This is a genomic window from Mesorhizobium sp. M0751, from assembly GCF_040320265.1.
Classification (GTDB): domain Bacteria; phylum Pseudomonadota; class Alphaproteobacteria; order Rhizobiales; family Rhizobiaceae; genus Mesorhizobium.
Map to the genome: position 1 here is coordinate 436648 of NZ_JAMYPH010000001.1, position 13179 is coordinate 449826.

Annotated in this window: 12 protein-coding genes; 3 read left to right on the top strand and 9 right to left on the bottom strand. The window is 61.9% G+C overall.

Translation table 11 applies throughout. The features are described from left to right. The 7 genes from NKI19_RS02015 to NKI19_RS02045 form a co-directional block, all read right to left on the bottom strand. On the bottom strand, nucleotides 1-1305 hold the full coding sequence (locus NKI19_RS02015) for a DUF6638 family protein (RefSeq protein WP_352488968.1): 1305 nt from the start codon (nucleotides 1303-1305) through the stop codon (nucleotides 1-3). 109 nt (nucleotides 1306-1414) lie between these two features. Beyond that, the gene (locus tag NKI19_RS02020; protein WP_352488969.1) at nucleotides 1415-1831 is read right to left on the bottom strand and encodes an endonuclease domain-containing protein; all 417 of its coding nucleotides are present in this window, start codon (nucleotides 1829-1831) and stop codon (nucleotides 1415-1417) included. A gap of 137 nt (nucleotides 1832-1968) precedes the next feature. Beyond that, complete coding sequence (locus tag NKI19_RS02025) at nucleotides 1969-3879, bottom strand: AAA family ATPase (RefSeq protein WP_352488970.1); 1911 nt, start codon at nucleotides 3877-3879, stop codon at nucleotides 1969-1971. A 24-nt stretch (nucleotides 3880-3903) separates the two neighbouring features. After that, nucleotides 3904-5049, bottom strand: coding sequence for a hypothetical protein (locus tag NKI19_RS02030; protein WP_352565770.1), 1146 nt, complete (start codon nucleotides 5047-5049; stop codon nucleotides 3904-3906). A 35-nt stretch (nucleotides 5050-5084) separates the two neighbouring features. Next, nucleotides 5085-6173, bottom strand: coding sequence for a hypothetical protein (locus tag NKI19_RS02035; RefSeq protein ID WP_352450536.1), 1089 nt, complete (start codon nucleotides 6171-6173; stop codon nucleotides 5085-5087). Nucleotides 6174-6376: 203 nt separating this feature from the next. Further along, entirely contained in the window at nucleotides 6377-6766 is a 390-nt protein-coding gene (locus tag NKI19_RS02040) for a c-type cytochrome (RefSeq protein ID WP_352488972.1), read from the bottom strand. Between the two features lie 138 nt (nucleotides 6767-6904). After that, nucleotides 6905-7516 (bottom strand): thymidine kinase, encoded by a 612-nt coding sequence (locus NKI19_RS02045; protein ID WP_352466807.1) that lies wholly within the window; start codon nucleotides 7514-7516, stop codon nucleotides 6905-6907. A gap of 236 nt (nucleotides 7517-7752) precedes the next feature. On the opposite strand from NKI19_RS02045, the gene NKI19_RS02050 reads away from it, so the two are divergent. The 3 genes from NKI19_RS02050 to choV all read left to right on the top strand — a co-directional run bounded on the left by NKI19_RS02050 (nucleotide 7753) and on the right by choV (nucleotide 10839). Next, nucleotides 7753-8688, top strand: coding sequence for a choline ABC transporter substrate-binding protein (locus NKI19_RS02050; RefSeq protein WP_352488973.1), 936 nt, complete (start codon nucleotides 7753-7755; stop codon nucleotides 8686-8688). A gap of 118 nt (nucleotides 8689-8806) precedes the next feature. Continuing rightward, nucleotides 8807-9661 (top strand): choline ABC transporter permease subunit, encoded by an 855-nt coding sequence (choW, locus tag NKI19_RS02055; protein WP_352488974.1) that lies wholly within the window; start codon nucleotides 8807-8809, stop codon nucleotides 9659-9661. Then, entirely contained in the window at nucleotides 9658-10839 is a 1182-nt protein-coding gene (choV, locus tag NKI19_RS02060) for a choline ABC transporter ATP-binding protein (protein ID WP_352466810.1), read from the top strand. The genes choW and choV overlap by 4 nt, the downstream gene beginning before the upstream one ends. 56 nt (nucleotides 10840-10895) lie before the next feature. Here the strand turns inward: choV and NKI19_RS02065 are convergent, their stop codons facing one another. Both NKI19_RS02065 and NKI19_RS02070 read right to left on the bottom strand, forming a co-directional pair. After that, nucleotides 10896-12305 carry an ATP-binding protein gene (locus NKI19_RS02065; protein ID WP_352488975.1) on the bottom strand — a complete coding sequence of 470 codons (1410 nt, stop codon included), beginning with the start codon at nucleotides 12303-12305 and terminating at the stop codon, nucleotides 10896-10898. Then, on the bottom strand, nucleotides 12302-13018 hold the full coding sequence (locus NKI19_RS02070; protein ID WP_254819161.1) for a response regulator: 717 nt from the start codon (nucleotides 13016-13018) through the stop codon (nucleotides 12302-12304). Before NKI19_RS02070 ends, NKI19_RS02065 begins: the two co-directional genes overlap by 4 nt. Nucleotides 13019-13179 lie beyond the last annotated feature (161 nt).

Sequence of the window (13179 nt, forward strand, 5' to 3'; positions counted from 1 at the left end):
TCAGTCAGTCAAGCCGTAGAGGCGTGTGCGAAACGCCACCTTGTCCTTCAGATATGTGGTTTTCAGAACGTCCACAACATGCGATCTCCAGGCGTCGCTGAAGCCTTCATAATCCCTGTAGAAGCCCGGCTTGTTGAAGACGTAACGCGAGACGAAGTCCTGCGGCACGAAGTCCGAGATCAGCTGGTTGGTCAGCCAGGCGTCGGGATGGTCCGGCTTGGCGCGGATGACCAGGAAGCGCTGCTGCGGGAACACGTCCTCGATCTTGAGATGGCCGAGCTGGGCGATCTCGCGCTTGGCGGCGTTGAGGAAGGGAAAATTGCCGTCCCTGGTAATCAGATCGGTATGGCCGTGGATCCAGGTCTGCAGCCAGACCTTGTCGACGTCGGTCAGATTGCGGTCGGGATCGGCGTCGCGGATCAGCGCGCGCACCACCATTTCGGCGCGATGCTCGAGATAACCGGAGGTTTCGATCCATGAGGCGCGCGGCAGCTCGATGCGGCCGGTCGAGGCGAGGAACTTGAATACCTTGTCGGCGTCGTGGATCGAAAGGTAACTCACCTGCCATGGCCGCGAGCGGCGAAAGCCCGGCGCTGCCGGGTCGCTGATCACCGTCGTCACGTCGGGATCGACAAACACATAGAGCCCGCCGAAATGGCTGGTCCAATAGGCGTTGTGGCGGAAGATCACCTGGTCCGGCACCAGCGCATTCTCTCGGATGTCGCCGCAGATCTTCGCCAGTTCGACCATGTGGGCCAGCATGGCGTTGTCACGCCAGGCATCCGGCTCCTGCTTCAGCCGGTCGACCAGCTTGCCGAGTTCGGCGGCCTTGCCGAGCACGTCCTCCGCCGACAGCACCTTGAATTCGACCTGGTTGATCGACAGCAGGTCCTCGATGTCGTCGACCTTGGGGACCGAATCCTCGATCTCGCCATAGATGACGTCCTTGATCGTCAGCGCATCGATGGCACGCTGGTTCTTGGACATGAATTCGTACATCAGCAGCGAGGTGTTGGAAAAAGCCGTGTGCACCACCGGCAGGTCGACCTGCGACGGCGTCAGGATGATGAAGCGGCGGTTGACCTCGTTCGGATCGAGGTAGCTGTAGTCGCCGCATTCCTCGGCGACCTGCGGCGAAAAGCCGGTGCGGTCGATCTCGAAGCTTTTCAATTTGGTCGGTTTCAAGCCGAACGCGACCATCGCCTTGTTGTAGCGCTGGATCAGATGCGGCTCGTCGATCGTCAGCAGCCGGCCGTAGATCAGCTCGTTGTCGCGCAACAGATCGGGCTTCTTGGCGGGGCTCATGCGCGTAGTCCCAACCGATCTTGCGCTGGGTGACCGAGCTCCAACGCTGACGCCCCCCTCTCCCCGTTCTTCACGGGGAGAGGGTAAGGGTGAGGGGCAGCGCAAACGGTCAAGGACATGTCTCTCCATAGCCTTTGGCGGCGACAAATCGAAGATCATGCGTTTCGATATGGCGTTCGAGGCGCCCTTCAATCGCAGCCACTACTGTTTCAAGGACGGCTTCCCGCTCCTTCAATACGTCTACATTCCAAAAGCGAAGGATGGACCAGCCATCGGAGACAATGAAGCGATCCCGGATTCGATCATATTGGCTGCCGACATGCTGACTGCCATCGACTTCGACGACGAGCTGGCAGTCTCTGCAGGCGAAATCGACGAAGTAAGAGCCTATCGGCAATTGCCGTACGAATTTATGGCCGTTCAGCCTGCGGTCGCGCAACTCCATCCAGAGCGCGGTTTCTGCATCGTTGTCGGATTGACGCAGGCGACTTGCGCGCTTGGTTGTGTCTATTTCTGGCCCACGCATGCGCTGCCCCTCACCCTTACCCTCTCCCCGTGAAGAACGGGGAGAGGGGGGCGTCAGCGTTTGAGCCACGTCTTTCAGCGTTGCTGTGGGAGCTTATGCATCGCACCGGAAACAGTGTTATCCGGCGAGAAGGAAGATCACGCATTCCACAGCCCTTTCTTCTTCATCTCCTCGATCTCGCGCACCGCACGCTCCCGCAGACGGGTGTCGCGGACCATCTTGGTCACCGCCGCATCGTCGGACTTGTCGGAGTAGCGGAATTCGGAGTCCGCGTAGCGGTTGATCTCCTGCATGACCATGTCCATCGAGAATGGTCCGCGCAGTTCCTCGATCATCGCTTTCTTGTCGTCGTAACCCTTGTGCATGAAGGCGTCCGGCTTTTCGAACCACTCGTCCGGCAATTCGATGTCCATGGCGCGCATCTTGATGGCGTCGGTGACGTTCTTGATGGCGCGGCCGGTAAAGCGCGGCTCGGCATCCTTGATCATATGCAGATAGGTGCCGATGTCGGCCATCGTCTTTGGCGCGCCGTTCTCCTTCATGTAGCGCTCATAGACCTTCATCAACCCGTCTTCCTGCGGCTTCTCATGCTCCTCGTAAGCTTCCATCACCGCGCGCTGGATCTCTTGCGCCGCATAAAGCTTGTGGTCGCCGAGCGGGATCTTGTGGTTCTTGCCGGCGAGCAGGACGAAGATGTCAATGTAGTCGTCGCGGCTCTGCGGGCCGTCGACCAGCCAGCGGGCGCCGGCGCGCTGCCGTAGCGCGTCGTCGACGTTTTCGGGATAGTTGGAAAACATGCCGAACGAGCAGTTGCCGCGCACCACGGTCGCCGCACCTCCAAAGGCGTCCATAAGCACGCCGGTGATTTCCTGCTGGCCGGCGGAGGCGCGGTCGTCTGAGCGGCGTGCGGCGACCTGGTCGATATCGTCGATGGTGCCGAAGCCGATGACGCGTGGGTTCAGCACATTGTTGATGAACTGGCGGCAGTTCTGGCCGGACTTGCCCTGGTAGGACGAGATCTGGTCGACGCCGAAATTCTCGTAGGCGAAGGGATAGCCGGCGACCTGGCAATAACCATTGAGAAGGCCGGCGATCATCTGGATCAACGTTGTCTTGCCGGTGCCGGGCGCGCCATCGCCGATAAAGGTGAACAGGAAGCCGCCGAGCTCGACGAATGGGTTCAGCTCACGCTCGAAATCGTACGCCATCAGCATCTTGGCAAGCTTGACCGACTGGTATTTGGCGATGTGGTTGCCGACGACCTCTTCGGGCTTCTTGAACGTCATCACCAGCGGCTTTGCCCGCTTACCCGGCGCGACGTCGAAACCGTCAAGGGTGAAATCGTCGACGTCGATGCGGATATGCGCGTTCTCGAACGGGCCGATGCCGTCGAAGCGGCTCTTTCGCGCCAACAGCCCGTCGATGGCGACGCGGGCAAAGGCGCGGGCGCGGGTCATCAGGTCGGCATCGTCCTTCGAACCTGCTATCGCCCTGTCGAGCCCGGCTACGATCGACTTCACCGCATCCTGTGGCGTGTCGAACAGAAAGTCCGGCTCGGGCGTGTCGTTCGGCGCCTCGCCGTCGCTGTCGATCAGCTGGAACAGATAGGAGGCAAGGCTGAAGGCGGAGATGTAGGCAGAGGCCGACAGCAGCTTCTTGAAGGTGGCAGCTTCATCGCCTTCGAGCGGCGCGCGGGCATTTTTCGCCTGCAGGCTTTCGAGGTCCGAGCCCTCGGCGAAGACATCCGATATGGCCAGCGCTATCGCTGTGCCGCGCCGGGCGCGAAACAACAACGTGTGCTGCGGGATGGTCAGCAACTGGTCGTCGGAATGGACGGCGGCGACGGTTTTGGCGAGCTCGACCTCGTGTGTGCGGCGAACCGAGCCGACCGAGACGGTGGAGACGAAGCGGCGGTTGGTACCGGCAAGCGCGGTGCCGGACTCGCGCGATGGGTCTTCCAGCACGACGATGCGAGTGATGAAACTTTGCGCAGTGGCACGGTGCTTTTCAATTGCCGCTTCCGGGATGGTGGTCAGGCCGGTGTCCATGGAGGATGCTCCGCGATTTGACGGTCAGACGTCGCTGATGACCTGCCCTTTGGACAGGATGTGGACCTTGTAGCCGGAAAAGATCTTCTGCGCCTCGCCGGCGGCATAGAGCGCCTGATAAGCCTCGTGCGGGATCAGCGCATGGTTCTCATAGCTCGACACGCCTTGCCGCGCGGCCTCGAGATCGTCGGTATTGATGAAGAATTCCTGCGTCGTCTTTTCGCTCGAAAACAGCCCCTTGCGGCCTGGCTTTTCGGCCTTGGAAAAGACCTCCTGGATGGTCCAGGTCAGCAGCCAGGCGTTTTCCGGCTTGCGCACCTTGGCCAGCACTTCGCTCACCGTCGAATTGTTGTCGGTAATCCCTGCAGAATAGAACGGGCCGAGCACGACGCGACGCAGCTGCTTGGGATGCAGCGGCTCGAAATCCTTGTCGAGGTTGACCGCGATGGTCGCCGGCGACAGCGCGTAGGCGGAATTCTTCTCGGTGAAATCGTCGAAACGGTGGGCAAGCTCGGGATTGAGCAAGCCGTCGACCGGCAGCGGAATGTCGACCCTCTCATTAAGTTTGCCACTGGAGTCGACAAGTTGCCGGATCATGTCGTCCGAGGAATCCTCGACCGTCACCATATAGACAAGCGGCAGGTTGGCGCTGCCGTCGAAGCAGGCCCAGTGGACCAGATAATAGGGCCGCAACGTCTTCGGATTGACCGACACCTTGACCGTCTGGGCCAGGGTGAACGGGCCGAAGGTGGTCTCGCTCTTGACGTCCTCGAGGTAAAGCCGCTCGGCCATCGACTTCTGCAGCGCTTCGGGGAATTCCTTGTGGCGCAGGATGAAGTCCGCCATTTCCTCGCGCAGCTCGTCGGCCAGCGGGAGATTGGCGAGGCGCGCATCGGCCTGGAGCCGGTCGTTTTCCAGCTCCAGCAGGTTCTGGAAGACCGGGAAACCGCTTTCGGCGCGCGAGATGCGGAATGTCTCGGTGAAGCCCAGCCGGTTGCGCCAGCACGAGAACGACTTGTCGAGCCGCGCGATATATTCGGCGACGACCTTGGCAACGATGCCGTGCCGGTAGAGCGGCGAGCGATCGTCGCGCATGAATACTTCGAGGCCGCCAAGTGCCGCCGCGATCGCTGAGAAATAGCGCGCCGCCGCTTCGTTTTCGGGGGTCATGCTGCCAGCCCTTGGGAGCAGTGCACGTGCAGCAATTACGACTGCACGTAATTTGCCGAATTGTGCTTCTTCATCACATCGTCGAAGCGGCGGGCGAAGGCATCGTCGGCGAGCTTCTTGCGGCGCTGGATGTCGGCGGTGGCGACCATGTTCTTCTCATGCATTTCAAGCAGATCGCCAATGTGCTTTTGCGAGGCGGCACCGATGCCGGCCATGGTCTCTTCGGCGGTGTTGTCGACCTGGCTGCCCAGCGTGTTGATCTTGTGGGCGACATCCTGCTGGGCGGCGGTCTTCAGCGAATCTTCCAGCGCCTTGTAGAGCACGATGCGCTGCTCGGTATCGATGGTCAGTTTGTTGATCAGCGTCGATTGCGCCGCGATCTGGTTGTTGAGCGAATCGACAAAGGTCTGGAACATCGAGGTGTAGCGCTCCAGCGTCTGGCTTTCGGCCAGCAATTCCTGCTCCTTGGCCTGCTTCTCGTTGTATTCCGTGGCCAGTTTCGAGCGTTCGCCTTCAAGCTGCGTGCGCTCCTTCTGGCTGGTCGAGGCGGCGATCTTGTTCTCGATGTCGAGCAGCATCGGGTTGAGCTCCTCGATGCGCTTCTGCACGGTCTCGAGATTGGACATGGTGGTCTTGCGGCGCTCGATCACCTGCGACAGGCTGGCCTCGGAGGTCTTGTAGCGGGTGTCGAGAACCTGCTTCTGCGCCTTGAGGATGCCGACAATGGTGTCGGATTTCGCCAGCAGCTCCTGCAAATTGCCGGCCAGCGACATGTTGCGGACGCGGTCGGTGCGCAGGCGCTGCTTACGCTGGCTGGAGAAGACACCGACGAAATTTTCCCAGCCGGTGTAGTTCTTCATGCTCTCGAATTCGGCGCCGAAGACGTTGGTGGCGTCCTCGAGGCCGATGATCAGGTCGGCGATATTGCCTTCCATCACCTTCTGCTGCTTCAGCACATCCTCGATGCGGGCATTCTCGATGTCGAAATTGGCGTCCCCGATCTTCTTGTCGGCGGTGGCGAGCGTGTCGAGCACGGTACCGGACTGCTCGATCTTGGTGCGCATGTCCTCCACGACCTGCTTGGTCTTGGCAATCTCGGCATCGAAATTCTGCAATGTCGCCATTGGGGCCTCCCGCTTCGGCATCGGTTTCGTTTCGCAAACCGCCGCGAATATATGTGCCGGGTTTGGCGAATGAAAGACGGAAGACATGGGATTACAGGAAAACAAAAGAATTTCAGGAGGCCGACCGCAGGATAGTCAGGCAATGATTACGGTGTAACTGCCGTCCGGTCAGACACCGCTTCAACCGTGCTCGGGAGCGACGCTCAGGGCTTGGGATCGGCCTTGAGGTAGGCGATGACGTTGGCGATGTCGTCGTCGCTGGTCAGGCCGGAGAAGGCCATTTTGTTGCCGGGGACCTTCTGCCGCGGCGCGCGCAGGTATTCGGCAAGGTTTGCTTCGTCCCAGACCAGGCCGGTGGCGCCGGCGTCCTTCATCCCCTGCGAGTAGCGGCTGAGATAACTGTCCGCGGTGCCGGCGGTGCGGCCGACGACACCCAGCAGATGCGGGCCGACCTTGTCGCGGTCGCTCGTTGCCTCGTGACAGGCCATGCATCTGTTGAAGACTTTCTTGCCGAGAGCAGCATCGCCGTCGGCATGCGCGGCAAGAGCGCCGGCGATGAGGAAAGCAGCGGCAGACGAAATGGCTCGAAGCATGAGAACTCCCCGACGGCTCTGGCTGCGGATCAAAATAGGCGGCACGCTTAACAAACGCCGCATGATGGCGGAAACGATTGCTGTTTCAAGCTGTTCGGCGTGCGCCAAGTCAAGGCCGGATGAAACAAATAGCGCTGGTCAGGTTTTGGTGAAGCCGATGAAATCGTCGGGCACGGCGCGGCCCATTTCTTCTTCCCAATGGCGGCGGCAGAGCGAGACATAGACATCCTTGCCGATCGCCACCTGTTCGCCCTGTTTCGCCACCTTGCCGTCAGCGCCGAGGCGCACCACCATCGTCGCCTTGCGGCCGCAACGGCAGATGGTGCGCACCTCGCGCAGGTCGTCGGCGATCGCCAGCAGGGCGCGCGAGCCGGAAAACAGCTTGCCCTGGAAATCGGTGCGCAGGCCGTAGCACATGACAGGGATGTTGAGCCGGTCGGCGATGCGGGCGAGTTGCCAGACTTGCTCCTCTTCTAGGAATTGCGCCTCGTCGACGAAGACGCAATGGACCGTGGCGTGGTCGTGATGCTCGGCGACCCGGGCAAACAGATCGTCGCCGTCCCGGAACATCTCGGCTTCCGTCTCCAGGCCAATGCGCGACGAGATCAGCCCGGTATCGCCCTTGCGGTAGTGGCCGGCGATGAACAGCATCGTCGTCATGCCGCGCTCGCGGTAATTGTACGAGGCCTGCAACAGCATCGTCGTCTTGCCGGCATTCATCGTCGCATAATGGAAGTACAGCTTGGCCATGCCGTCCTTTTAAGCCGAGTTGCAACAAAGCGGGGAGGGGGAGAGCCTACATTCCACCGGGAAAAGGCGACTTCCATCCGGAAAGCGGCGGGCGTGTCGCTGATCGGCCAGCCCGCGCCGTTGTTCGTGATTGCCTTAGTGCTTGAAACCGCAGCAGAATGATGTTTGGCTGGCGTGACAAGGCGGAGATAAAACCGTCGCTTCGCTTCACCGAGAACTGAAATGGGAGAATTTTCATGTCGCGTATGAGTTCATTCGTCGCCGGCCTCGGCCTGGCGGCTTTTCTATCCACGACTGGGGCCTTCGCCGGCGATCCGGAAAGCTGCAAGACGGTGCGGCTGTCCGATGTCGGCTGGACCGACATCCAGGCGACCACCGGCGTCGCCTCGGTGCTGCTCACGGCGCTCGGCTACGAGCCGCAGGTGATCCAGCTTTCGGTGCCGGTGACCTATGCATCCCTGAAGAACAAAGACCTCGACGTGTTTCTTGGAAACTGGATGCCGTCGATGACCAACGACATCAAGGACTATACCGCCGAAGGCTCGGTCGAGACCGTCAGCGAAAACCTCAGCGGTGCCGGCTACGGCATCGTCGTCCCGACCTATGTCGCCGATGCCGGTGTCAAGACGCTGACCGATCTCGGCAAGTTCAAGGACAAGTTCGACGGCAAGATCTACGGTATCGAGGCCGGCAATGACGGCAACCGCATCATCCTCGATATGATCAAGGATCCGAAGACCAATCTCGAAGGCTTCGAACTGGTCGAATCTTCCGAGGCCGGCATGCTCACCCAGGCCGAGCAGTCGATGAAGAACAATGAATGGATCGCCTTCCTCGGCTGGACGCCGCATCCGGTGATGGGCGCCATGAAGATCACCTATCTCGAGGGGATGGGCGATAGCGGCTTTGGCGCTGCCACCGTGCATACCAATGTGCGCAAGGGCTACATGAGCGAATGCCCCAATGCCGGCAAGTTCATCGCCAACCTGAAGTTCAACCTGGACATGGAAGGCGAGATGATGGACGCGATCCTGAAGGGCGGCGACGCCAATACGGTCGCGACCGACTGGCTGAAGAAGCACCCGGACGCGGTCGCTCCCTGGATCGCCGGCGTCACCACCTTCGACGGCGGCGATGCGGCGGCTGCGGTGAAAACAGCGCTCGGAAGCTGACCCGACCATCTGGCATGACGAGACAAGGGGCAGCCACGGTAGAAATGGCTGCCCTTTTTCATATCCTGTGACAAGATGACCGTCCCGCAAAGGACGGCGCCGGCAGAAGAGGGGCTAGATGGATCCGATCTCCAAATTCCTGGTCAGTTACAAAATTCCCATTGGTGCCTGGGGGAAGGCGTTTTTCGGCTTTCTCACCGACAATTTCGACACCGTCTTCAGGGCTTTTTCCAACAGCCTCAACTTCCTGCTCGACGGCATCGTCGATGGGTTGCTGTTGCTGCCGCCGGTTCTGCTGATCGCCCTGATCGCTTTGCTCGCCTATTTCCTGCAACGCTCGAAGGGCCTCGCCCTGGCGGTGTTCGTCGGATTGCTGTTCATCCTCAACCAGAATCTGTGGAAGCAGACGGTGGAAACGCTGGTGCTGGTCGTTGCCGCCGCCGCCGTCTCGATGGCCATCGGGGTGCCGCTCGGCATCTGGGCCGCGCACAAGCCGAAGGTCTACCGCGTCATGCTGCCGGTGCTCGACCTGATGCAGACGCTGCCGACCTTCGTCTACCTGATCCCGGTGCTGACCCTGTTCGGCCTCGGCAACGCGCCCGGCCTGATCGTCACCATCATCTTCGTCATCCCGACCTCGGTTCGGCTCACCCATCTCGGTGTCACCTCGGTGCCGAAATCGATCGTCGAGGCGGGCGAGGCTTTCGGCGCCACCAAGCGCCAGCTGCTGTGGAAGGTCGAGCTGCCTTCGGCGCTGCCGACCATCATGGCCGGGCTGACCCAGTCGATCATGCTGTCGCTGTCGATGGTGGTGTTCGCCGCCCTGATCGGCGCCGGCGGGCTCGGTACAGAAATCAACCGGGCGCTCGGTTCGCGCAGGATCGACCTCGGGCTTGAGGCAGGGTTGGCCATCGTCGTGCTCGCCATCGTGCTCGACCGAATGACGCGCATCGGCGTGGGAGGCAAGAAATGACAGTCGCCGTCGATTTCAGAAATGTCGACATCGTCTTCGGCGCCGACCAGGCAGGCTCGCTGGCGCTGATCGACAGCGGCGCCACCCGCGCCGAGATCCTCGAACAGACGGGCAACGTGCTGGGCTGCGCCGGCGCCAGCCTCACCGTGAACGAGGGCGAGATCTCGGTGCTGATGGGGCTTTCCGGCTCCGGCAAATCGACGCTGCTCAGAGCCGTCAACCGGCTGAACGTCGTCTCGCGCGGTCAGGTGCTGGTCAAGGACGGCGACGGCACCGTCGACGTCGTCACCTGTGACGAGGCGACGCTTCGGCGGCTGCGGCAGAAACAGGTCGCAATGGTGTTCCAGCAGTTCGGCCTGCTGCCCTGGCGCACGGTGGAGGAAAATGTCGGCCTCGGCCTCGAACTCGCGGGCGTACCCGAAGCCGAGCGCAAGGAGCGGGTGAACAGGCAACTGAAGCTGGTTCATCTCGACCAGTGGTCGAAGAAATACGCGCATGAGCTTTCGGGCGGCATGCAGCAGCGCGTCGGCCTGGCGCGCGCCTTTGCCACCGAGGCGCCGATCCTGTTGATGGACGAGCCGTTCTCGGCGCTCGATCCGCTGATCCGGACCAAGCTGCAGGACGAGTTGCTGCAGCTCCAGGCCGAGCTGAAGAAGACCATCATCTTCGTCAGCCATGACCTCGAGGAGGCGCTGAAGATCGGCACCCATATCACCATCATGGAAGGTGGGCGCATCGTGCAGACCGGTGCGCCGGAAGACATCGTGCTGCGGCCTGCCAACGACTATGTCCGCGACTTCATCGCCAATGTGAACCCGCTCTCGGTGCTGACCGCCTGGAACGTCATGCGCGACCGCCGCGACCTCGAGCACGGCGAGAACGGCTGGGTGTGGCTCGACCGGCGCAAGACGACGCGTTTCAAGATCGACGAACACGGGCTGGTGGCGGCGGCCGAGCGCGACGGCAAGCCGGCGGTATGGGTGTCCTGCGCCGATGTCGAAGCCCAGCCGGAGGAGACGGCGCAGGTATTCTGGGCCAATCCCGGCACGTCGCTGAAAACCGTGATGCTGGCCATGCATCGCTCGCAGACCGCACCGGTGGCGCTGTTCGACGACCAGTCACGCTTCGTCGGCGCCATCGGCGTCAGGGATGTGCTGAGCGCGGTGCTGCGAAGATAGTTTTTCTCCTTGGGAGAGAACCAAGACCAAACGTCGGCTTAGCCCGATACCGCAAGCTAAACCGCCAGCGGCAGGCGTAGCTCGGTCAGCAGGCCGCCATCGGGATGGTTGGACAGGCTGACTTCGCCGCCGGCGCTACGGGCGATGTTGCGGGCGATGGTCAAGCCGAGGCCGAGGCCGCCGGTCTGGCGGTTGCGCGATTGTTCCAGGCGCACGAACGAGCCGAACACGGCGTCGAGCTCGGCCTGCGGTATGCCCGGACCCTCGTCATGGATCGCCAGCGTGATGATCCTGCCCGATTGACGCAGGCTGAGATGCGCCTTCTTGCCGTAGGTCACCGCGTTCTGGACGAGGTTGGTGACGCAGCGCCGGAGCGCGACCGGCCGCGCGACGCAGATCAGGCCGCGCGAGCGCGCATCGTCATTGTCGAAGGAGACCTCGTCGAAGCCGTCGGCGATCGATTCCACCAGCGACCAGAAATCGATCCTCTCGCTCTTCTCCTCGGTCACCTCGAAAGTGGCGAAGTCGATAACCGAGCTGGCAATACCTTCGATGTCGGCGAGGTCGTGCGCCAGTGCGGCGCGGACGGTCGAATTCCTCAGCAGTTCGAGGCGCAGCCGCATTCTGGTCAGCGGCGTGCGCAGGTCGTGCGCCAGTGCGGCCGCAAGATGCTCGCGGTCCTCGACATAGGCGCGCAGTCTTGCCTGCATGGCATTGACCGCCTTTGCCGCGGTACGCACCTCGCGGCTGCCGCTCTCGGCGATCGGCGGGCTCTTCAGGTCCTCGCCGATCCGCTTCACCGCGGTCTCCATCATCCGGTAGGGCGCCGTCAGCCGGCGCAGCGACCAGATCGAAGAAGCCACCACCAGCCCGGCGATCAAGGCATAGAGCGGCAGGCTGTCGAAACTCAGTATCGGCCCGGCCGGCGTGTTCGGCTCGGTGAAGTTCAGCCATTGGCCGTCGGCGAAGCGGAGCGAGGCCGTCAGCTTGTCGCTCTGGGCGAAGTCGGCCGCCAGCACCAGCAGGTCGCGCTCGACCTGGCCGATATCGGGACCGGCGACCACGCCATGGGGGACGTCGGCTTCGTGCGTCGCCGGATCGCGGCGGACCCGCGCGTCGGTGATGCCGAACTTCGATAGCCGGCCGACCAATATGTCTTCCAATTCGGCCAGTTCATCGTCGCCGGCTATCGAGGAAGTAACAGCGGGCGTGTTGGAAACGGTGAGCGCATAAGTGGCGTTGAACAGGCCGGAGGCCGTCGCCTTGCGCTGTTCCGGCGTAGCGTCATGCATCAGCTGCACCAGTGAGAAGGCGCGGTCGTTGAGCCGGTAGAGATCGACGACGTCATTGGCGGCGGCACGGTCGCGCGAAACGATGTAAAGGGTCGCGATCTGGCTGATCAGCAGGCCGGCGATGACGATGAGCAGCACCCAGACCGGTAGCGTTTGCGGCAGGATGCGTCTCATTCGGAGGTCGTCTCAGGCAGGAACTGATAGCCGCCGCTGCGCACGGTCAGGATCAGCTTCGGCGTTTTCGGGTCGTCCTCCATCTTGCGCCGCAGCCGGCTGACCAGAATGTCGACGCTGCGGTCGAAGCTGTAGCCGCTGTCGCCGCCGGACAGCTCGATCAGCTGCTCGCGGCTCAGTACGCGCTGCGCGCTCTTGACGAAGGTCTGCAGGAGATTGAATTCGGCCATCGTCAGCTCGATCCTGACGTCGCCGGGCGCCATCAGCCGGCGGCGCGAACAGTCCATCGTCCAGCCGGCGAAATGGTAGATCTGCCGCGAGGCGGCGCGTCGCGGTTCGGCGGCGCCATTGCGCCTCAAGACGGCACGGATGCGGGCGAGCAGCTCGCGCGGATCGAAGGGTTTCGGCACGTAGTCGTCGGCGCCCATCTCCAGGCCGACGACGCGGTCGGTAGTTTCGGTAACCGCGGTCAGCATGATGATCGGCGTCGAATAATTGGCGCGCAACTCGCGGCAGAGCTCCAGCCCGCTCTTGCCGGGCAGCATGACGTCCAGGACGATCAGGTCGACCTGGGCGCGGCGCAGGACGGTCTCCATCTCGGTGCCGTCGGCGGCGACCGATGTATGCAGCCCTCGCTTCTGGAAGAATTCCTGAAGCAGGTCGCGAATGCCCTTGTCGTCGTCGACGATCAGTATGTGGGGGTCGGATTTCACAGGGAACCTGTCATTTGTGGATCGCCCAAGCGGTGCTTCGGCCGTCAGCCAGACGATAGAATTCAGGCCATAAGTTGGCCAGTGGAGATCGGCGGCCCGATCCGGGCTGCCCAGAAACAATCCAGAAACAAAATTCTACAATCCGGAAAAACTGCCGAAAA